Origin of the sequence: Aromatoleum toluolicum, from assembly GCF_012911005.2 — a bacterium.
GTDB lineage: Bacteria > Pseudomonadota > Gammaproteobacteria > Burkholderiales > Rhodocyclaceae > Aromatoleum > Aromatoleum toluolicum.
The window spans coordinates 1-21,023 of the sequence record NZ_WTVS01000014.1; the positions used below are offsets into that span (position 1 = coordinate 1).

The 21,023-nt window shown below is 67.8% G+C and carries 16 protein-coding genes and 1 other RNA gene; 4 read left to right on the forward strand and 13 right to left on the reverse strand.

All coding sequences use genetic code 11. The annotated features are described in order from the left end of the window. Positions 1-147: 147 nt before the first annotated feature. Positions 148-3,807, reverse strand: coding sequence for a trifunctional transcriptional regulator/proline dehydrogenase/L-glutamate gamma-semialdehyde dehydrogenase (gene putA / locus GPA27_RS08420; protein WP_169139457.1), 3,660 nt, complete (start codon positions 3,805-3,807; stop codon positions 148-150). A gap of 186 nt (positions 3,808-3,993) precedes the next feature. Between putA and GPA27_RS08425 the strand changes: the two genes are divergently transcribed. After that, the gene (locus GPA27_RS08425) at positions 3,994-4,473 is read left to right on the forward strand and encodes an Lrp/AsnC ligand binding domain-containing protein (protein WP_169139459.1); all 480 of its coding nucleotides are present in this window, start codon (positions 3,994-3,996) and stop codon (positions 4,471-4,473) included. A 509-nt stretch (positions 4,474-4,982) separates the two neighbouring features. Here the strand turns inward: GPA27_RS08425 and GPA27_RS08430 are convergent. Further along, entirely contained in the window at positions 4,983-5,984 is a 1,002-nt protein-coding gene (locus tag GPA27_RS08430; protein ID WP_169139461.1) for a class 1 fructose-bisphosphatase, read from the reverse strand. Between the two features lie 206 nt (positions 5,985-6,190). Between GPA27_RS08430 and GPA27_RS08435 the strand changes: the two genes are divergently transcribed. Beyond that, positions 6,191-7,456, forward strand: coding sequence for a D-amino acid dehydrogenase (locus tag GPA27_RS08435; RefSeq protein ID WP_169139463.1), 1,266 nt, complete (start codon positions 6,191-6,193; stop codon positions 7,454-7,456). Between the two features lie 129 nt (positions 7,457-7,585). Here the strand turns inward: GPA27_RS08435 and GPA27_RS08440 are convergent, their stop codons facing one another. The 11 genes from GPA27_RS08440 to GPA27_RS08490 all read right to left on the reverse strand — a co-directional run bounded on the left by GPA27_RS08440 (position 7,586) and on the right by GPA27_RS08490 (position 18,806). Further along, positions 7,586-8,038 (reverse strand): ClpXP protease specificity-enhancing factor, encoded by a 453-nt coding sequence (locus GPA27_RS08440; RefSeq protein WP_169139465.1) that lies wholly within the window; start codon positions 8,036-8,038, stop codon positions 7,586-7,588. A gap of 43 nt (positions 8,039-8,081) precedes the next feature. Continuing rightward, a complete protein-coding gene (locus GPA27_RS08445) occupies positions 8,082-8,681 on the reverse strand; it encodes a glutathione S-transferase N-terminal domain-containing protein (RefSeq protein ID WP_169139467.1) in 600 nt (199 codons plus the stop codon). A gap of 94 nt (positions 8,682-8,775) precedes the next feature. Next, positions 8,776-9,528 carry a cytochrome c1 gene (locus tag GPA27_RS08450; RefSeq protein ID WP_169139469.1) on the reverse strand — a complete coding sequence of 251 codons (753 nt, stop codon included), beginning with the start codon at positions 9,526-9,528 and terminating at the stop codon, positions 8,776-8,778. Further along, entirely contained in the window at positions 9,525-10,793 is a 1,269-nt protein-coding gene (locus GPA27_RS08455; protein ID WP_169139471.1) for a cytochrome b, read from the reverse strand. The genes GPA27_RS08450 and GPA27_RS08455 overlap by 4 nt, the downstream gene beginning before the upstream one ends. A 3-nt stretch (positions 10,794-10,796) precedes the next feature. Beyond that, complete coding sequence (gene petA / locus GPA27_RS08460) at positions 10,797-11,390, reverse strand: ubiquinol-cytochrome c reductase iron-sulfur subunit (protein WP_169139473.1); 594 nt, start codon at positions 11,388-11,390, stop codon at positions 10,797-10,799. Between the two features lie 198 nt (positions 11,391-11,588). Beyond that, positions 11,589-12,185 carry a recombination mediator RecR gene (recR, locus tag GPA27_RS08465; protein ID WP_169139475.1) on the reverse strand — a complete coding sequence of 199 codons (597 nt, stop codon included), beginning with the start codon at positions 12,183-12,185 and terminating at the stop codon, positions 11,589-11,591. After that, on the reverse strand, positions 12,185-12,508 hold the full coding sequence (locus GPA27_RS08470) for a YbaB/EbfC family nucleoid-associated protein (protein WP_050414651.1): 324 nt from the start codon (positions 12,506-12,508) through the stop codon (positions 12,185-12,187). Before GPA27_RS08470 ends, recR begins: the two co-directional genes overlap by 1 nt. 25 nt (positions 12,509-12,533) lie before the next feature. Next, positions 12,534-14,546 carry a DNA polymerase III subunit gamma/tau gene (dnaX, locus tag GPA27_RS08475; RefSeq protein WP_169139477.1) on the reverse strand — a complete coding sequence of 671 codons (2,013 nt, stop codon included), beginning with the start codon at positions 14,544-14,546 and terminating at the stop codon, positions 12,534-12,536. 64 nt (positions 14,547-14,610) lie between these two features. Continuing rightward, positions 14,611-16,809 (reverse strand): patatin-like phospholipase family protein, encoded by a 2,199-nt coding sequence (locus GPA27_RS08480; RefSeq protein WP_169139479.1) that lies wholly within the window; start codon positions 16,807-16,809, stop codon positions 14,611-14,613. A gap of 138 nt (positions 16,810-16,947) precedes the next feature. Further along, an RNA gene (gene ffs / locus GPA27_RS08485) (signal recognition particle sRNA small type) lies at positions 16,948-17,046 on the reverse strand. A gap of 71 nt (positions 17,047-17,117) precedes the next feature. Further along, positions 17,118-18,806 (reverse strand): AMP-binding protein, encoded by a 1,689-nt coding sequence (locus tag GPA27_RS08490; protein WP_169139481.1) that lies wholly within the window; start codon positions 18,804-18,806, stop codon positions 17,118-17,120. 378 nt (positions 18,807-19,184) lie between these two features. On the opposite strand from GPA27_RS08490, the gene GPA27_RS08495 reads away from it, so the two are divergent. Both GPA27_RS08495 and GPA27_RS08500 read left to right on the forward strand, forming a co-directional pair. Beyond that, complete coding sequence (locus GPA27_RS08495; RefSeq protein WP_169139483.1) at positions 19,185-20,474, forward strand: NCS2 family permease; 1,290 nt, start codon at positions 19,185-19,187, stop codon at positions 20,472-20,474. Then, positions 20,474-21,022 carry an adenine phosphoribosyltransferase gene (locus GPA27_RS08500; protein WP_169139485.1) on the forward strand — a complete coding sequence of 183 codons (549 nt, stop codon included), beginning with the start codon at positions 20,474-20,476 and terminating at the stop codon, positions 21,020-21,022. The genes GPA27_RS08495 and GPA27_RS08500 overlap by 1 nt, the downstream gene beginning before the upstream one ends. The last annotated feature ends 1 nt before the right edge of the window (position 21,023 follow it).

Here is a 21,023-nt window from a genome sequence, read left to right on the forward strand (position 1 = left end):
GGGTGGGGATGGGTTAAGCACACGTCGCAGAAACCCATCCCCCTCCTAACCGGTAGTCTCGGCTTCGCATCGCCGCTCCGCAGGCAGCGAGCAGTGCTCGCCGAAACCCCTGCTCCGCCCCCTTGAAGGGGGAGGAACAAGTCGTCCTCAGTTGCCCATCGCCATCAGACTCGCGTTGCCGCCCGCCGCCGCAGTGTTGATGCTCAGCGTGCGCTCGGCCACCAGTCGGCCGAGGTCGTAGTCCGGCTGTGGACGCACCAGCGACAGGATCGGACCGTCGCGGCGCGCGAGGCGCACGCGCCATTCGTCCGCGGCCCCTTCTTCGCCCTCGAACAGCAGCGCCCCGAACTCGCCGTCGAACCACTGCGCGTCGATGCGCACGCAGCGGGCGATCTCGGCCGGCAGGGCTGCCAGGAACTTGCGTGCGAGTGCATCGTCGCCCAGCACGAGGCCGTTACCGGTCGCGAGCGCCGCCATCAGCTGGTGGAAGTAGCCCGCCATCGACCCCGCCACCGCCGCGACCGTGCCGCGCGGCCTGAAGCTCAGGCTGTTGTCCTCGCCGGTCGGCCCGGGCAGCGCGAGCCGCAGGTGCGCAAGGTGATGGCTGCGGTAGGCCTCGGCACGCAGGCGCAGCGCCATCGTGTCGTCGCCCTCCACGAGCGCGCGCCCCGCTTCGTCCACCCACGCGGCGAAACGTTCGAAGAGCTCCGGCACTGCCGTTGCCGTCGCGAACTCCGCCCCCGGGCTGCGACGCAGCAGGCGATGCAGGTACAGCGGCCCGCCCGCCTTCGGCCCCGTGCCCGAGCGCCCTTCGCCGCCGAAGGGCTGCACGCCGACGACCGCGCCGATCATGTTGCGATTGACGTAGATGTTGCCGACATGGGCACGGGCGACGATGTCGTTGATGGTCTCGTCGATGCGCGAATGGATACCCAGCGTCAGGCCGTAACCGGTGGCGTTCACCTCGTCGATGACGCGCATCAGCTCGCGTGCCGGGAAGCGCAGCACATGCAGCACCGGGCCGAAGACCTCGCGCTTCAACTGCGCCAGCGAACGGATCTCGATCATCGTCGGCGGTACGTAGGTGCCCTTCGCGCAGTCTGCAGACAGCGGCAGCTGGAACACCTTGGCGCCGCCCTTGCGCATCGCCTCGACGTGCGCGAGCAGCCCGGCCTGCGCCTCGGCGTCGATCACCGGGCCGATGTCCGAACGCACGTCGGCAGTGTTGCCGACCGTGAGCTCGCGCGCCGCGCCCTCGATCATCTCGATCACGCGGTCGGCGATGTCCTCCTGCAGGCACAGCACGCGCAGCGCCGAGCAGCGCTGGCCGGCCGAATCGAAGCTCGACGCGATCACGTCGCCGACGACCTGCTCGGGCAGCGCCGTCGAATCGACGATCATCGCGTTCTGGCCGCCGGTCTCGGCGATCAGCGGTACGTCGCCGCCACGCTCGGCGAGCGTGCGGTTGATGATCATCGCGACCTCGGTCGAGCCGGTGAACATCACGCCGCGCACGCGCGCGTCGCGCACCAGCGCCGCACCGACGACGTCGCCGCGGCCGGGCAGCAGTTGCACGACCGCATCCGGAACGCCCGCCTCGCGGAACAGGCGCACCGCCCAGGCGGCGATCAGCGGCGTCTGCTCGGCCGGCTTCGCCAGCACCGGGTTGCCGGCCACGAGCGCCGCGGCGACCTGCCCGGCGAAGATCGCCAGCGGGAAATTCCACGGGCTGATGCACAGCACCGGCCCCAGCGGCAGGTGCTGCGCGTTGTCCAGTTCGCGCGCCTGCTGCGCGTAGTAGCGGCAGAAGTCCACCGCCTCGCGCAGTTCGGCGATCGCGTTCGACCACGACTTGCCGGCCTCGCGCACCGCCAGCGCGATCAGTGCCGCCCCGTCGCGCTCCAGCAGGTCCGCCGTGCGTTCGAGACACTCGGCACGCTGCACCGGCAGACGCGCCGCCCAGTCGTGCGCGGCCGCCTCGGCGGCACGCAGCGCCGCCTCGACTTCGGCCAGATCGGCTTCGATGACGTCCCCGACGACATCCTCGAGGTCGGCGGGATTGCGCACCGGCTGCGGCGAACCTTCGATGACGAGACCGGCCACCAGCGGCCCGGCCGAATGGCGCTGCCTGCGGCTGTGCACCAGCGCGGCGGCGATCGCGGAGCGCGCGGGCTCGCTCGACAGGTCGAAGCCCTGCGAATTGCGCCGCCCCTGTCCGTACAGGTCCCGAGGCAGCGGGATGCGCGGATGCGGCGAGCCGGCGAGCGGCTCGGCGAGCGCGACCGGGTCGCGGACGAGTTCCTCGACCGGCACGTTCTCGTCCACGATCAGGTTCACGAAGCTGGTGTTGGCGCCGTTCTCCAGCAATCGGCGCACCAGGTAGGCGAGCAGCGTCTCGTGGCTGCCCACCGGCGCATAGATGCGCACCATGCGGCGCAGCGCCGGGTCGCCGACGATCTGGTCGTACAGCGGCTCGCCCATGCCGTGCAGGCACTGGAACTCGTACTCGCCGTTGCGGTAGTCACCCTCTGCCATGTGGATGATGGACGCCATCGAGTGCGCGTTGTGGGTCGCGAACTGCGGATAGATCACATCGCGCGCGGCCAGCAGCCGTTTCGCACACGCGAGGTAGCACACGTCCGTATAGACCTTGCGCGTATACACCGGATAGCCATCCAGCCCGTCGATCTGCGCACGCTTGATCTCTGCGTCCCAGTAGGCGCCCTTCACGAGGCGCACCATCAGGCGGCGCTCGTTGCGGCGGGCGAGGTCGACGATCCAGTCGATGACGAAGGGGGCGCGCTTCTGGTACGCCTGCACGACGAAGCCGATGCCGTCCCAGCCGGCGAGGCCCTTGTCCTCCGCCAACGCTTCGAGCAGGTCCAGCGAGATGTCCAGGCGGTCGGCCTCCTCGGCGTCGATGTTGAGGCCGATGTCGTAACCGCGCGCCAGCTCGCACAGCTGTTTCAGTTTCGGCAGCAGCTCGCCCAGCACGCGCTCGCGCTGCGCCCAGTTGTAGCGCGGATGCAGCGCCGAGAGCTTCACCGAGATGCCGTTGCCGTCGACCACGCCGCGCTTGCCGGAGCCGTTGCCGATCGCGTGGATCGCGTGCACGTAGTCCTTAAAGTAGCGCTCGGCGTCTGCCGCGGTCATGGCCGCCTCGCCGAGCATGTCGAACGAGTAGCGGTAGCCGCGTGTCTCACGCTCTGCGCCGCGCTCCAGCGCTTCCTCGATGGTGCGTCCGGTCACGAACTGCTCGCCCAGCAGCCGCATCGCCAGATCCATGCCTTTGCGGATCAGCGGTTCGCCGCCGCGCGTCAGCAGCTTGGAGAGAGCGCTGGCGAGTCCCTCCTCGCTGCGCGTCGCCACCAGCCGCCCGGTGATCAGCAGCCCCCAGGTCGCCGCATTCACGAACAGCGACGGGCTCTGGCCGAGGTGGGCCCCCCAGTCGCCGCGCGACAGCTTGTCGCGGATCAGGCGGTCGGCGGTTGCCTTGTCGGGCACGCGCAGCAGTGCCTCGGCCAGGCACATCAGCGCGACGCCTTCCTGGCTCGACAGCGAGAACTCCTTCATCAGCGCATCGACGCCGCTCGACCGCGCACGCTTCGAGCGCAGGCCGACGACGAGCTGGCGCGCCAGGTCATGGATGCGCCGCTGCATCGTGGCGTCGACGCGGGCGGCCGCGACGAGCGGCGGCACGCAGATCGGTTCGGGGCTGCGGCAGGCGTTGAAGATGTGCCGGCGCAGTTCCGAACGCGCTTCGGCGGGGATGGCGGCGAGGAGGTCGGGATTGTTCTGGGTGCTCATGGGCGAAAACTCCGTAAAGGATTCCCGGCGGGGTCTCCTGCCGCCGGCCCGGACGGGCGAACTCGCCCGTCGAAAACCCGATTCTTCACCCAACATCCTAGTTTATGGCTCCGAAATTCGCTTCCAATAAGCCATAATTCCCGTCGACCTCACACTTTTCGGACGAATGGCCTGCAGGCGCACGGAATGGACCGCATCGATCTCAAGATTCTCGCCGAACTCCAGAAGGATGCCCGCCTGTCATTCGTCGAACTCGCGCGCCGCGTCGGCCTGAGCAAGACCCCATGCGCCGAGCGGGTGCGCAAGCTGGAGGAAGGCGGCGTCATCCGCGGCTACCACGCGGATCTCGACCCGGTCGCGATGGACCGCGCGCACGTGGTGATCGTGCAGGTGCTGCTGAACGGCACGACCGCGCACGAACTGAAGCTCTTCAACGAGGCCGTGCAGCGCATCCCCGAAATCCAGACCTGCCAGATGATCGCAGGCGATTTCGACTACCTGCTGACGGTGCGCACGCGCGACATCCAGACCTATCGCAGCGTGCTGGGCGAGAAGATCTCGGAGCTGCCGTGCGTCAAGCAGACGCACACCTATGTGGTGATGGAAGTCGTGAAGGACGAGAAGACGATAGAGATACGGACCGGCGAGGGACGACGGTCGGGGTGAGGAGATTCGGGCCAATCGGTCCTGGTCGAAGGCGAGGTCAGTGCCTGCGTGAACCACCCCGCGGTCCGGCGCCCTCTGCCGGGCAGGCGCTCGCGGCCTTCGGCTTCCCGGTCCGATACAGTCTGCGGGGGCGGCGACGCAAACTCGGGCGCGTTGCGCCCTCAGACATGCGTCGCCTTGTTTCCCCCGCAGACTGCATCGGACCGGCGCTCACGGACAGCCCGGCAAAGGGCACCGGACCGCCTTGCATGTGAACGGCCGGGCGAATATCGAGGCCGATGGGATGGTACGAATTTCCGCCCGTGCGCGGGCCGGGGGCGGATCCGGGCTGTCCGCGAGTGCCGTCGCGGCGTGCGTTGCGGGAGGAAAAGGCGACGCATGTCTGAGCCGGCGCAGCCGGCGAGTTTGCGTCGCCGCTCCCGCAACGCACGCCGCGACGGGAAGCCGAAGGCCACGAGCGCCTGCCCGGAGCCGCCCCCGGACCGCGCGCGGGCGGGGCGGCGCCTTCCTCAGCCCTCGAGGTGGTACTTCGTCACGCGCGCGACTTCCTCCGCCGAGCCCAGCACCACGGGCACGCGCTGGTGCAGCTTGGTCGGCTGCAGATCCATGATGCGCTCGCGCCCCGTCGTTGCCGCGCCGCCCGCCTGCTCGACGATCATCGCCATTGGATTGGCTTCGTACATCAGGCGCAGCTTGCCGCCCTTGTCGCGGCACTTCTCGTCCAGCGGATACATGAAGATGCCGCCGCGCGTCAGGATGCGATGCACGTCCGCGACCATCGAGGCGACCCAGCGCATGTTGAAATCCTTGCCGCGCGGGCCGGACTTGCCCGCCTGCAGTTCAGCGATGTAGCGCTGCACCGGCGGCTCCCAATAGCGCGCGTTCGACGCGTTGATCGCGAACTCCTGCGTCTCGTTCGGCACGGTCATGAAGGGATGCGTGTAGATGAAGCTGCCCATCTCGCGGTCCAGCGTGAAGCCATGCACGCCATCGCCGACAGTCAGGATCAGCTGCGTCGACGGACCGTACAGCGCATACCCGGCGGCGACCTGATCACGGCCTGGCTGCAGGAAATTCTGCTCCGTCGGCTCGCCGTCGCCCTCCGGATTGCGCAGCACCGAGAAGATCGTGCCGACCGAGATGTTCACGTCGATGTTCGACGAACCGTCGAGCGGATCGAACAGCAGCAGGAAGCCGCCCTTCGGATAATCGAAGGGGATCTGATGCACCTCCTCCACCTCCTCCGACGCCATCGCCGCGAGGTGGCCGCCCCACTCGTTCGCCTGCAGCAGGATCTCGTTCGCGATCACGTCCAGCTTCTTCTGGGCCTCGCCCTGCACGTTGTCGGTGCCGGCCTCGCCCAGCACGCCGGCCAGCGCGCCCTTCGACACATTGACGCTGATCGCCTTCACTGCGCGTGCGACGACCTCGATCAGCAGGCGCAGCTCGGGCGTGGTCCGGCCCGCGCGCTGCTGCTCGATCAGGAACTGGGTTAGCGTGACGCGTCGCATGAAATGACTCCTTGTGGATCCGGCCGGGCCGGATGCAGATAGTTGCGCAAGCTGAAAGAACGCGATTATCCCGCGTACGGCGGCCAAACGCATCAAGATCCGCGCACCGGCCGCCCCGCGAAGGGGTTATGATCGCCATTCCGCGGGCTTCCCCGCGCAGCGGCGGCGACGGCCGGTCCGGCGACCGCAAGATCCGATCACTCACTATGCACGTTCTGGTTCTCGGCGCCGGCGTCACCGGCGTCACCACGGCCTGGTATCTCGCCAGAGCCGGATTCCAAGTCAGCGTCGTCGATCGCGAGCCCGAGGCGGCACTCGAAACCAGCCGCGCCAACGGCGGCCAGATCTCCATCAGCCACCCGGAACCGTGGGCCAATCCCGGCGCGCCGCTCACGGCGCTGCGCTGGCTCGGCCGCGAGGACGCGCCGCTGCTGTTCCGTCCGCATGCCGACAGCGCCCAGTGGCGCTGGGCGTTCGCCTTCCTGCGCGAATGCCTGCCCGGGCGCACGCGCCGCAACACGGCGGCCATCGCCAACCTCGCCGTGCATAGCGGCCAGCAGCTGCGGGCGCTGCGCGCGGAAACCGGCCTCGCTTACGATCACCTCGAGCGCGGCATCCTGCATCTCTTCTTCACCCCGGCGGAATTCGACCACGCCCGCGGGCGCGTCGCAGAACTCGCCACCTACGGCATCGCCGCGCGCGCCTGCGAGGCCGACGAGTGCATAGACGTGGAACCCGCGCTCGCCGGCGTGCGCGAGCAACTCGCCGGCGGGCTGTACGCCCCCGGTGACGAATCCGGCGACGCCTGCCGCTTCACCCAAGGCCTTGCGCGCCTCGCCGCCGAAGCGGGCGTGCATTTCCACTACGACACCAGGATCACCCGCCTGTCTTGCACGCGCGGCAGCATCGACGCAGTCGAGGTGCGCGACGCGCAGGGCCGCGGGGGCGCCCTGACTGCAGACGCGTATGTCGTCTGCCTCGGCAGCTACGGCCGCGCACTCGTTGAACCGCTGGGCGAGAAATTGCCGATCTACCCGGTCAAGGGCTACTCGATCACAGCCCCCGTCGTGGATCCCGCGCGCGCGCCCAGCGTCAGCCTCACCGACGAATCGCGCCGCATCGTCTGCTCGCGCCTCGGCGACCGCCTGCGCGTGGCGGGCACGGCAGAGCTCAACGGCTTCGACACCAGCATCAACGCGACCCGCTGCCAGGCGATTCTCGACTGGGTCGAGGCACGCTTTCCCGGCGCCGTCGATCTCACCCGGGCCGAACGCTGGAGCGGCCTGCGCCCCGCCACGCCCGGCAACATCCCGCTGATCGGGCGCAGCCGCATTTCCCGCCTGTGGTACAACACCGGCCACGGCACGCTGGGGTGGACGCTCGCCTGCGGTTCGGCGAGCGCACTCACCGACCTCCTCTCCGGGCGCGTCCCCCCGGTCGAGCACTTCCCCTTCCTCGACGGCCGGCGCTGAGCCCACCACGCGTACGCGCGGCGCGGGAGCGCCGACGAGACGACGCGGCTTGCGCACCTGCACCGACGGCATGTCGAAACGGCAGCGCAGACCGGCGGATCGCCGGCTGCACTGCCGTCCTGACGCTGCCTACTTGATGACCTTCAGGTGATTGCGGGCGGCGCTCCGCCCGCCCCCGGTCGGCGTGTCCGGCCCTTCGCCATCGCCCACGCCGGAACCCGGGCCGGCATCTACCGACACGTCCTCCTCGGGCTGCGCCTCACCGCCCGCCAGCTCCGGCTCGAACGCCATGCCGTGCCCGTTCTCGCGCGCATAGATCGCGAGAACGTTGGACACCGGCAGCGACAGCGCATGCGCGACGCCGCCGAAGCGGGCCTGGAAGGTGATCAGGTCGTTGCCCATCACCAGATGGTTGGTCGCATCCGGCGCCAGGTTGAGCACGATCTGTCCGTCGCGCGCGTAGCCGGGCGGAATGACGGTGCGCTCGTCGACCGCAACCGCGACGTAGGGCGTGAAGCCCTGATCGAGGCACCAGTCGTAGATGGCGCGCACCAGGTAGGGTTTGGTGGATACCTTGCTCATGGATTCGATCCGTGGGGCCCCGACGCGCGGGGCCGCCTGCGCGTCAACGACGCATTACCTTTTCGGACGGCGTCAGGGCATCGATGAAGCCCTGGCGGCTGAAGATGCGCTCGGCGTACTTCATGAGGTTCGCGGCAGCCTTCGGCAGTTCGATGCCGTAGTGCTCGAGGCGCCACAGCAGCGGCGCGATCGCCACGTCGAGCATCGAGAACTCGTCGCCGAGCATGAACTTCTGCTTGACGAAGATTGGCGCGAGCTGGACGAGCTGATCGCGAACGTGCGCGCGGCTCTTGTCGACCGTGCCCTTCTGGTTCTTCTCGAGCGCGTCGATGTGCGAGAACAGCTCGTGCTCGAAGGTGTGCAGCAGCTGGCGTGCACGCGCGCGCATGATCGGGTCGGGCGGCATCAGCTGCGGATGCGGGAAGCGCTCGTCGATGTATTCATTGATGATATTGGACTCGTACAGGACGAGGTCGCGATCCACCAGTACCGGCACCCGGTTGTACGGATTGATGACGGCAATATCTTCCGGTTTGTTGTAGAGATCGACGTCGATGACTTCGAAGTCCATCCCCTTTTCGAACAGCACGATCCGGCAGCGATGGCTGAACGGGTCGGTGGTGCCGGAATACAGGTTCATCATGGTGTTGCAGCTCCCGATACAAAAACAAAGCGCACCACGCGTGTGCCGCGTGGTGCGTCAGACTTCAAGGCAACGAATCAGTTCGCGCCGACGTTCAATGAACGTCCTTCCAGTAGTTCTTCTTCAGCGCGAAAGTCAGTGCGAACAGGCCCGCCAGGAAGATGAGGACGACAACGCCGACCGACTTGCGCTTCTCGGCGACCGGTTCGCCCATCCACACGAGGAAGGAGACGAGGTCGGCGACGGTCTTGTCGTATTCCTGCGCGGACAGCTTGCCCGGCTTCGCGAGTTCCAGCTCGATCGACTTCACGCCGTCGTGCTCGCTGACCTTGGCGATCTGCTCGCCCTGCAGTTCCCACAGCACGTGCGGCATGCCGACGTTCTCGAAGACCTTGTTGTTCCAGCCGGTCGGGCGGTTCGGGTCGCGATAGAACTGGCGCAGGTAGGTGTACAGCCAGTCTGCGCCGCTGCCGAACTCCGATGCGCGCTGGCGCGCGATCAGGGTCAGGTCGGGCGGCGTCGCACCAAACCAGGCCTTCTGCTCCTTCGGGCTGGCCGAGACCTTCATCAGGTCGCCGACGCGCTCGCCCGTGAACATCAGGTTGTCGCGAATCTCCTGCTCGGTCAGGCCGATCTGCGTCAGCGTGTTGTAGCGGACGAAGCTCGCGCTGTGGCAGTTCATGCAGTAGTTGACGAAGGTCTTGGCGCCCGCCTGCAGGGCAGCCGGGTCCGTGCTGACCGGGGCCTTGTCCAGATGCAGCACGGCACCGGCGGCCAGCGCCAGCGTCGGCGCAAACAGCGCAGCCGCGGCCAGGCGCTTCAGGGTCTTGAATACGCTAATAGTCATTTGAAAGTCACCCTATCCGGTTCGGGTTTGCACTTGTCGAGTTTGCTGTACCACGGCATCGCCAGGAAGAAGGCGAAATAGATCACCGAGCAGATCTGCGCCACCAAGGTACGACCCGGGGTCGGCGGCAGAACGCCGAGGTAGCCGAGGATGAAGAAGGAGACGATGAAGACCGCGAGGATGCCCTTGAACAGGCCACCCTTGTAGCGAATCGACTTCACCGGGCTACGGTCCAGCCACGGCAGGAAGGCGATGATGACCACGGCTGCGCCCATCGCGACCACGCCCCAGAACTTCGCGTCGATGCCGAACAGCGGGTAGGTGACCGCGCGCAGGATCGAGTAGAAGGGCGTGAAGTACCATACCGGAGCGATGTGCGGCGGGGTCTTCAGCGGGTCGGCCGGGATGAAGTTGTTGTACTCGAGGAAGTAGCCGCCGCCTTCGGGGGCGAAGAACACGATCGCCGTGAAGAAGATCAGGAAGCCGACCACGCCGACGATGTCCTTCACCGTGTAGTACGGGTGGAAGGGGATGCCGTCGAGCGGAATGCCGTTCGCGTCCTTCTTCTTCTTGATCTCGACGCCGTCAGGGTTGTTCGAGCCGACTTCGTGCAGCGCGACGATGTGCGCGACCACCAGGCCGATCAGCACCAGCGGCACGGCGATGACGTGGAAGGAGAAGAAGCGGTTCAGGGTGGCGTCGGACACGACGAAGTCGCCGCGGATGACGACCGACAGGTCCGGACCGATGACCGGAATCGCCGAGAACAGGTTCACGATGACCTGCGCGCCCCAGAACGACATCTGGCCCCACGGCAGCAGGTAGCCCATGAAGGCCTCGGCCATCAGCGCAAGGAAGATCAGCGTGCCGAAGATCCAGATCAGTTCGCGCGGCTTGCGGTAGGAACCGTAGAGCAGCCCGCGGAACATGTGCAGGTACACGACGATGAAGAAGGCCGACGCGCCGGTCGAGTGCAGGTAGCGGATCAGCCAGCCGCCCGGGACTTCGCGCATGATGTATTCGACGCTGGCGAACGCGACCGGGATGCCGGAGGCGTTGAGCGAGGCATCGGGCTTGTAATGCATGACCAGGAAGATGCCGGTCAGGATCTGGATCACCAGCACGAGCAGGGCCAGCGAACCGAAGAAGTACCAGAAGTTGAAGTTCTTCGGCGCGTAGTACTCGGACAGGTGCTCCTTCCAGGTCGACGTCAGCGGAAACCGCTCGTCGATCCAGTTGAGCAGCTCTTGGGATTTCGTAGTCATCGCTTAGGCCTTTGAGTCGTCACCGATGAGGATCGTGGTATCGGAAAGGTACTTGTGCGGCGGCACCTCGAGGTTGTCCGGCGCCGGCATGCTCTTGTACACGCGGCCGGACAAGTCGAACTTCGAGCCGTGACAGGGGCACAGGAAGCCACCGTGCCAGTCTTCGCCCATGCCGCTGTCGGCACCGACCTTGAACTTGTCGCTCGGCGAGCAGCCCAGGTGGGTGCAGATGCCGACGGTGATGAGGTACTCGGGCTTGATCGAGCGATGCTTGTTCTTGGCGTACTCGGGCTGCATTTCCTTGCCGGATTCCGGATCGCTGACCGCTGCATCGGTCTTTTCGAGCGATGACAGCATTTCCGGGGTCCGACGCAGAATCCACACGGGCTTGCCACGCCACTCCACCGTCATCATCTCGCCCGGCGCCAGCTTGCTGATGTCCGCCTCGACCGGCGCACCTGCAGCCTTGGCACGCTCGGACGGCGTCAGGCTGGCAACGAACGGCACAGCCGTCGCAACCGCAGCCACGCCACCGGCGGCCGACGTCGCGACAAGCAGTTGCCGGCGGCCACTGTCCATCTTCTGATCCACGCTCATGACCTCATCCCTGAAAAGAAACCCGTTTCCGGATACAAAAAAACTGCGGGATTTTAGCAAAAAGCCTGATACATAAAAAGAGGGCATGCCAAAAGCATGCCATTGGCATCGCCTCCGAGCGCATTCCCGCGCCGCTGGACGGAATGGATGGACGGCGGATGCTGCAGCGCAGCTTCCGCAGCGCAACAACACCCCTGATTACAGCGCGCGCCGCTCGACCAGAGCCTGCGCGATCGTGCCCGTATCGGTGTGCTCGAGCTCACCGCCGACGGGTACGCCGCGCGACAGGCGGCTGACCCTGACGCCGCGTGCGGCGAGGAGCTCGGCGATGACGTGAGCGGTGGCTTCGCCTTCGTTGGTGAAATTGGTCGCGAGGATGACTTCCTTGACTGCGCCGTCCGAGGCGCGCGCGAGGAGCTTGTCGAGGCGCAGCTCGCGCGGGCCGATGCCGTCGAGCGGCGACAGGCGCCCCATGAGGACGTAGTACAGGCCGTTGTAGAGCTGGGTCTGCTCCATCATCGCGAGGTCTGCAGGCATCTCGACGACGCACAGCAGCGAGTGATCGCGCTGCGGATTGGCGCAGCGCTGGCAGATGTCGGTCTCGGAGAAGGTGTTGCAGCGCTCGCAGTGGCGCAGGACTTCGAGCGCGTGCGCGAGCGCCCGCGCGAGCCGGCCGGCGCCGCGCTGGTCACGCTGCAGCAGGTGGTAGGCCATGCGCTGCGCCGACTTCGGGCCGACGGAGGGCAGCGCGCGCAGGGCTTCGATCAGTTCGTCGAGACTTGAGGGCGAGCTCATCAGAACGGGAGCTTCATCCCGGGCGGCAGATTGAGGCCGGACGTGAAGCCGGCCATCTTCTCCTGCGTGGTCGCCTCGGCGCGGCGCACCGCGTCGTTCATCGCGGCGGCGACGAGGTCCTCCAGCATTTCCTTGTCGTCCATGACCGAGGGATCGATCGTGACACGGCGAACGTCATGCTTGCAGGTCATGAGGATCTTCACCATGCCGGCCCCCGCCTGGCCCTCGACTTCGACGAGGGCGAGCTGGTCCTGCATCTTCTTCATGTTTTCCTGCATCTGCTGGGCCTGTTTCATCAGGCCGGCAATTCCGCCTTTCATCATGGTGCGACTCTCCGCAATTGGGGATTCAAAGAGGTTTCACCGACGCTTCCACGAGGGTTGCGTCGAATCGTTCGATCAGTTCGCGTACGAAAGGATCGCTTTCTAGGGCCGCGACCGCCTCGGCATGGCGCGCACGGCGGTGGGCCTCGTCGCGCTGCGCGGGCGTCTCGCCTTCGATCGCGCCGACGGCGGCCCGCAGCTTGAGCGGCGCCCCATACAGGGATGCGAGCTGGTCCTGGATGCGCTCGACCACACCCGGATTCATGTCGAGGAGATGGCGGTGGGCGTTCGAGAGCCTCAGGTCGATCACGCCGTCGGCGAAGCCGAGCCACTCGCAGTGCTGGGCGAACTCACGCACGAGGCCGCCAAGACCGAGCCGGCGGATGAGGCCGTGCCAGTTGCCGGCGGTGAAGTCCGCCGCTGCATCGCCGTCACCGTCGCCGCCGGGCGCGAGTGCAGTCGGCGCGACCGGAGGGGCCGGCGCCACAGGGGGCGCTTCGGGCGACGGAGCGGACTGCGGCGTCGTCTCGGGCCGCAACGCCGGCGCAGGTCGTGCGGCGGCCGGGGGCGGCGCGGCCTCGCGCGGGGGCTCGGAACGTAGCGCGGCCGGCTCGGCGCTCTGGCCGGCAAAGGCCTCGGGGGGAAGATCCTCCCACGGCGGCACCGAGTTGGCGGGCTCCGGACGGGCTTCCGCCGAGGCGCCTGCCGCGGCCGGCGCCGGACGTTGCACGGGTTCGGCCGCCGGAACCGGGGCCGACGGCGTGGACGCTGGCAAGACCGAAGGCGCCGGGGTGGCCGGCGCAGCCGGGGCCGCGGCAGCCGGGCGGGCGGGCGGTGCGCTGGCAGTGTCGGGGACGGGTCGCGGCGCTGCCGCAGGCCGCGGGGTCGCAGGCGGCACGCTGCGGGCGACGCCCCCGCCCCCACCTTCGGCCGCGGGGCTGCCGAGGGCCGGCGGCTGGTCGGGGCGGAACGCATGCAGGCGCAGCAGCGTCATCGTGAAGCCGGCGTAGTCGTCGGGTGCCAGCGGCAGCTCGTCGCGGCCGTGGATCGCGATCTGGTACGCAAGCTGGAGGAATTCGGCGTCGAAGGCCTCGGTATAGGGCAGCACGCGCTGGCGCTCGGCCTCGTCGGCGATCGCGGCGGGGGCGAACTGCGCGAGGGCGACGCGATGCAGCAGGGATGCGAGGGCCTGCAGCGCGGCGTCGAACGAAAGGCTGCGCGCTTCCATGCGGTCGGCGACCGCCAGCAGCGCCGTGACGTCGGCGGCGGCGAGCGCGTCGAGCACGGCGTACAGGTGGTCGTCGCCGACCGTGCCGAGCATGTGGGTGACCTGCTCTTCCTCGACCTTGCCCGAGCCGTGCGCGATGGCCTGGTCGAGCAGCGACAGCGCGTCGCGCATCGAGCCGTTGGCGGCCTTGGCGAGGTGGCGCAGCGCCGGGGCCTCGAAGGGGACGGCCTCGGCCGCGAGGATGCGCGACAGATGCTCGACGATGTGGCCCGGCGGCATCTGCTTGAGGTTGAACTGCAGGCAGCGCGACAGCACCGTGACCGGGATCTTCTGCGGGTCAGTGGTCGCGAGGATGAACTTGACGTGCTCAGGCGGCTCTTCGAGGGTCTTCAGCATCGCGTTGAACGCATGCCCGGTGAGCATGTGCACTTCGTCGATCATGTAGACCTTGTAGCGGCCCTGCACCGGCGCGTACACGGCCTTGTCGAGCAGCGCGGCCATATCCTCGACGCCGCGGTTCGACGCCGCGTCCATCTCGACATAGTCGGGGAAGCGGTCGGCGTCGATCGCCTGGCAGGCGGCGCACTGGTTGCAGGGCTCGGCGGTGACACCGGTCTCGCAGTTCAGCGCCTTGGCGAGGATGCGCGAGATCGTGGTCTTGCCGACGCCGCGCGTACCGGTGAACAGCCAGGCGTGGTGCAGCCGGCCGGTCGCGAGCGCGTGGCTGAGCGCGCGGACGACATGCTCCTGGCCGACCAGCGTCGCAAAGGATTTCGGCCGCCACTTGCGGGCGAGAACTTGATAGCTCATGGCGCGGGATTCTAGCAGAGCGCCGACGGCGAACCCGGTGCGATTCGCTGAACGTGCGTCGACGTCAGGGCTGGCCGAGCTGCAGGTAGTAGCGCACGTCGCCGACTTCGGGCGAGTAGCTCGCGCCGACGTAGATCGGACCGATGGCAGTGTCGGCGCCGAGGAAGAGCGAGTACGCGCGATGGCGGCCGGGGTCGGGCGTGAGCGAGGTGCCATAGTTGCGCAGTTCGGCCCATTCGGCAGTCGCGCCGGCGTACACGCCGCGGCCGAGGGTGTCGGGCAGGCGCGTGATCTGGCGGTAGTAGGCGGCACTCACGAGCGCCACCTGATCGGCGGCGAGTTCGCCGTAGCGGTAGCCGGACAGGCGGAAGGGGCCGCCCAGCAGGGTGCGGCCGACTTCAGGCAGGTCGCGGTCGGGGCTGCCGGCAAGCAGCGCGCGCAGGCGCCACACATTGGGGCCGAAGGACGTCGCGGCGTCGCCGTCGAGTTCGGTGAAGAAGTAGCGCTGGTCGGCGCCGAAGGTCGGCGTGTGCAGCTCCGCGCGCAACCGGGCGGCGTAGCCGCGGCGCGGGAAGAAGGGGCTGTCGAGGCGGTCGATGGTGGCGGTGCCATGCACCCAGCCGTCCTCGATGAGGCGTTCGGGGTAGAGCTCCGGACCGGCGGTGACTTCCGAACTGCGTCGCCCGCGCCGCCAGCCGGCACGCAGTTCGCCCCACATGCCGACTTCGTAGCCGGCATCGAGTCCGATCAGGCCGCCCTTCTCCTTGTTCTCGGACAGCTTGCGCCCGTCGACGAAGACCGGCAGCACGCGGTTGAAGAGCTCGACGGACGGCGCGACGAACCAGCCGCTGTCGAGGTCGAGCGGCTGGAACAGCTCGGTGCGGATGCGGTTCGTCGTGCCCAGTTGCAGGTCGGTGTCCCAGCGCCCGCCGCGGGTGTTGAGCCAGCGGCGCGAGAAGCCGGCGTAGAGGCCGACCTGGGAGCCGCCTTCGAAGTCGGCCGCGAGGCCGCCGCCGAAGCGCAGCAGGTTGGGCCCCGAAGCCTTCTCGTCGGCATCGAGCTGCACCGTGGCGCGCGGCCCGTCGTGCAGGACGCTGTAGCGCAGGCGGTCGAAGTCGCCGCGCTCGTAGATGCGCGCGATGTCCTGCTCGAGCTTCTGGGGGTCGAGCGCTTCGCCGGTCTTCTGCGTGAGCGTGGCGCCGAACAGGCGTTCGGGCACGAACTTGAGGCCGTCGACCTTGATGTCGGCAACGACGGGGGCGCGCTTGTGCCAGCGGAACTGGCGCAGCGCCTGCCACTTCGCGTAGCTGTCCTCGTCGACGCTGAAGCGCGCGAGCGACGCCGACTGGCGCAGCGCGGCCTCGGTGCCGTACGGGATGGTCTCGAGCACGCGCTCGAAGTCGCGCGAGGTGATGCCAGGGAGTTCGACCTGGATCAGGGCGTCGTCCGGCCCCAGGCGCGCGAGCTGCTGGCGCACGTTCTGCTCGAGGGCGAGGTTGATCGCCTGCAGCGCGATGTCGGTCGCGGAACGCAGGCGCTCGCGCGCGTGCGGCGGCGTGCCGAGGTTCACGGCGATGACGCGCCCGCCGCACAGCTCGCGGCCGATATCGACCGGGAGGTTCATGACGAGGCCGCCGTCGACGAGCAGGCGCTGGTCGTTCTCGATCGGCAGGAACACGCCGGGCACGGCCATGCTCGCGCGCATCGCGCGCCACAGCGGCCCCTTGTCGAGCAGCACGAGTTCGCCGGTCTCGAGGTCGGTGGCGACGGCGCGGAATGGCAGCGCGAGGCTGTCGAAGGTGTCGAGCACTTCGGCGTCGCCGGCGAGCCGCGTGAGGAAGCGGTCCATCGCCTGGCCCGAGATCGCGCTCTGCGGCAGCAACAGCGCACCGTCACCGTAACCCAGCGTGATCGCGGAGCGGTTGCGCGCGGCGTCCTGCTTGTCGCGGAAGGGCTGGTCCTCGCGCGGCACGCTGCTGGAGAACATATTCACCCAGTCGACGGCGTGGATCTCGCGCACCATGTCGCCCAGCTCCATCCCCGCCGCGTAGGCGCCGCCGACGATCGCGCCCATCGAGGTGCCGACGATGCAGTCGACGGGGATGCGCATGTCCTCGAGCACCTTCAGCACGCCGACGTGAGCGATGCCGCGCGCGCCGCCGCCCGACAGCACGAGGGCGACGCCCTGCGTTTCGGCGCCCACGGGCGCGGCGGCGATGCCGGCCAGGCACAACAGGGAAAGGAAGAAGGGACGCAGTTTCAAGCGCGTGCTCGGTGAGTGCTCAGTGAGGGGACGCACCGACGATAGCGCAAGACCGCGGGGCGTACGTAACGGAAGTCCCGCAAGGAGGCACAAAATGAAACGGGCGCCCCGTTTCCGGAGCGCCCGTTCGCGAATCAGGGTGGCGAGCCCGACCCCCGGCACTTGCAGGGAACGGCTGTGGCTGCTGCCTTCCGGCCCTGACCAGATTCACCGCGCTGCAATGCGGGGAGACCCGCCACGGGGCGCATTGTAGCAGCTTATACCGCCACTGCACGTGCCCCTTGATGCGATGCGCAATGCGCGGCGGTTCAGCCCTTGAGCTCGGGGAAGTCTTCCTCGAAGAACTCCAGCGCGCCGCGCACGGAGCCGTCCTTGCCTTCCTCGCTCTTGCGCAGTTCGACGCGGCGGATCTTGCCGGAGATGGTCTTCGGCAGGTCCGAGAACTCGAGGCGGCGGATGCGCTTGTACGGGGCGAGCTTGTCGCGCGTGAAGGCGAAGATGTCCTTCGCGAGCTCCTTCGACGGCTCGAAGCCGGCGGCGAGGATCACGTAGGCCTTGGGCACGGCGAGACGCACCGGGTCCGGGCTCGGCACGACGGCGGCTTCGGCGACGGCCGGGTGCTCGATCAGCACCGATTCAAGCTCGAACGGGCTGATGCGGTAGTCGGAGGCCTTGAACACGTCGTCGGCGCGGCCGACGTAGGTGATGTAGCCTTCCTCGTCGATGTTCGCGACATCGCCGGTGCGGTAGTGGCCGTCACGCATGGCTTCGGCGGTCTTGGCTTCGTCGCCGGCGTAGCCGAGCATCAGACCCATCGGGCGCTTGGCGAGCACCAGGCTGATCTCGCCTTCATCGGTGGGCTTGCTGTCGGCGTCGAGCAGCGCGATCGTGTAGCCGGGCAGCGGACGGCCCATCGAACCGGGCTTCAGGCGCTGGCCGGGCGTATTGCCGATCTGGGCGGTGGTCTCGGTCTGGCCGAAGCCGTCGCGGATCGTGATGCCCCAAGCCTTCTTCACCTGGTCGATGACTTCGGGGTTGAGCGGCTCGCCCGCGCCGATGAGTTCGCGCAGCTTGGTCTTCACCGAGGCGAGATCCTGCTGGATCAGCATGCGCCACACGGTCGGGGGCGCGCACATCGTGGTTATCTCGTACTTCACGAGCACGTCGAGCAGCGCCTTGGCGTTGAAGCGGTTGTAGTTGTACAGGAAGACGCAGGCGCCGGCGTTCCACGGCGCGAAGAAGCAGCTCCACGCGTGCTTGGCCCAGCCCGGCGAGCTGATGTTCATGTGGCGGTCGTTGGGCTGCAGGCCGATCCAGTACATCGTCGACAGGTGGCCGACCGGGTAGGACTGGTGGCTGTGCTGGACGAGCTTGGGTTTCGACGTGGTGCCGGAGGTGAAGTACAGCAGCAGCGGGTCGGTGACCTTGGTGACGCCCGACGGCGCAAACTCGGGCGACGCGGCGTAGGCATCCTCGAACGAGAGCCAGCCGGCGGTCGCACCGCCGACGCTGACGCGCGTGTAGCTGCCGGCGAGGTCGGCGAACTTGTCGGTGTGGGCCTTGCCGATCACGACGTGCTTGACCTGGCCGCGCTCGAGGCGGTCGAGCAGGTCGTCGGGGGTCAGCAGCGTGGTTGCGGGGATCACGACGGCACCGAGCTTGATCGCGGCGAGCATGGTTTCCCACAGCGGCACTTCGTTGCCGAGCATGATCAGGATGCGGTCGCCGCGCGCGACGCCCTGCTCGCGCAGCCAGTTCGCGACGCGATTCGAGCGTGCGGACATCTCGGCGAAGGAGAGCTTCGATTCGCGGCCGTCTTCCTCGACGATCCACAGCGCGGGCTGCTCGTTGCCCTTGGCCATCGAATCGAAATAGTCGAGCGCCCAATTGAACTCGGTGAGCTGCGGCCATTGGAATCCGGCGTACGCGGTGGCGTAGTCGGTGCGGTTGGCCAGCAGGAAGTCCCGTGCTTTCAGAAACTCGGCAACTGCAGTCATTTCCTCTCCTTTCCCAGAAGCGGCGCGGTGGATGAACCTCCGCCACGCCCGATGTACGCCCGCTTGCCGCAGGCCCCGACAGTGCAGCCGGAGTATTGTGCCGCAGGCGACTTTGATTGAGTTTCGACGCCCCTGTCGGACGTCGGGCGGTATTTTGACGTTGACGTCAACGTCACGCAACCATGCTGCACCGCAGCGCTGCCCAATTTGGCCATCGATACTCACGCCGGCCGAACCGGTGGCCTGCCACACCGCGCCCGACGGCCCGTACGCAGGCAGCCGGCAAGGGCTTGTCGCGTCCCGGCATTGTGTGTAACAACAATTGTCCGGGGTGGGGGCGACGGGTAGACTGCGCCGCTTTTTCGCTTGGGGAACAAGATGTTGGAACGCTTCTTCCAGCTCTCCGCGCATGGCACCGACGTCAGGACGGAACTGCTGGCCGGCCTGACGACCTTCCTCACGATGGCCTACATCATCTTCGTGAATCCGGACATCCTGTCCGCGGCGGGGATGCCGCGGGAAGCGGTCTTCGTCGCGACCTGCATCGCCGCCGCGCTCGGCTCGGCGATCATGGGCCTGTACGCGAACTACCCGATCGCGCTCGCGCCCGGCATGGGGCTCAACGCCTATTTCGCATTCGCGGTCGTCAAGGGCATGGGCTTCACGTGGCAGGCGGCACTCGGCGCAGTGTTCATCTCCGGGTGCCTGTTCGTCGTCGTGAGCCTGTTCCGGCTGCGCGAGGCGATCGTGAATTCGATCCCGCGCTCGATGAAGTTCGCGATTTCGGCGGGGGTCGGGCTGTTCCTCGCGATCATCGGCCTCAAGAACGCGGGCATCATCGCCGGCCATCCGGCCACGCTGCTGACGCTGGGCGACCTGCACCAGCCGGGGCCGCTGCTGGCGGTGCTGGGCTTCGTCCTGATCGTCGCACTCGAGCAGCGGCGCATCCACGGCGGCATCATCATCGGCATCCTCGCGATCACCGCGCTCGCGATCGCGCTGGGCCTCACGCCGTTCAACGGCATCTTCGCTGCGCCGCCATCGATCGCACCGACCTTCCTGCAGATGGACATCGCCGGCGCGCTCAACGCGGGCCTGCTGACGGTGATCCTGACCTTCTTCCTCGTCGAGTTGTTCGACGCATCGGGCACGCTGATCGGCGTCGCGCACCGCGCGGGGCTGCTCGATGCCGACGGCAAGCTGCCGCGCCTGCGGAACGCGCTGCTCGCGGACTCGACCGCGATCGTGGCCGGCGCTGCGCTGGGCACCTCGTCGACGACAGCCTACATCGAGTCGGCGGCGGGCACTTCGGTCGGCGGACGCACCGGGCTCACGGCCGTCACCGTCGCGGTGCTGTTTCTCGCCGCGCTGGTGCTCGCGCCGCTCGCCGGCACCGTGCCGGCCTTCGCGACTGCCCCGGCGCTGTGCTACGTTGCGGTGCTGATGATCCGCGGTCTCGCCGAGATCGACTGGGACGACCTCACCGAGGCGACACCCGCCGTCGTCACCGCGATCACGATGCCCTTCACGTTTTCGATCGCGCACGGCATCGCGTTCGGTTTCGTGTCCTATGCTGCGCTCAAGGTCCTCGCGGGCCGCAGTCGTGATCTCTCGCCGATGGTGGTCGGCATCGCCATCGTGTTCGTCCTCAAGTTCGCCTTCCTGTGATGACACTACAGCTCGACACCACCTTCCTGAAGAACGCGATCCGCACCGTGCCGGACTGGCCGCAGCCGGGGGTGATGTTCCGCGACATCACGCCGTTGCTGCAGGATCCGAAGGCCTTCCGCCTGCTGGTCGACGTCTTCGTGCTGCGCTACATGGACCGCGAGATCGATGTCGTCGCGGGCATCGATGCGCGCGGTTTCATCCTCGGCAGCGTCGTGGCGCACCAGCTCAATGCGGGCTTCGTGCCCGTGCGCAAGAAGGGCAAGCTGCCATTCACGACGATCGCTGAGGACTATGAACTGGAGTACGGCAACGCCACCGTCGAGATGCACACGGATGCCGCGCGCAAGGGCGACCGCGTGCTGCTGATCGACGACCTGATCGCGACCGGCGGCACGATGATGGCGGCCTCGCGCCTGCTCGCGCGCCTCGGCGCCGAGGTCGTCGAGGCCGCGGCGATCGTCGATCTACCCGAACTTGGCGGCTCGAAGCTGCTGCGCGAAGCCGGGCTCGAAATCTTTACCGTTTGCGATTTTTCCGGACACTGAA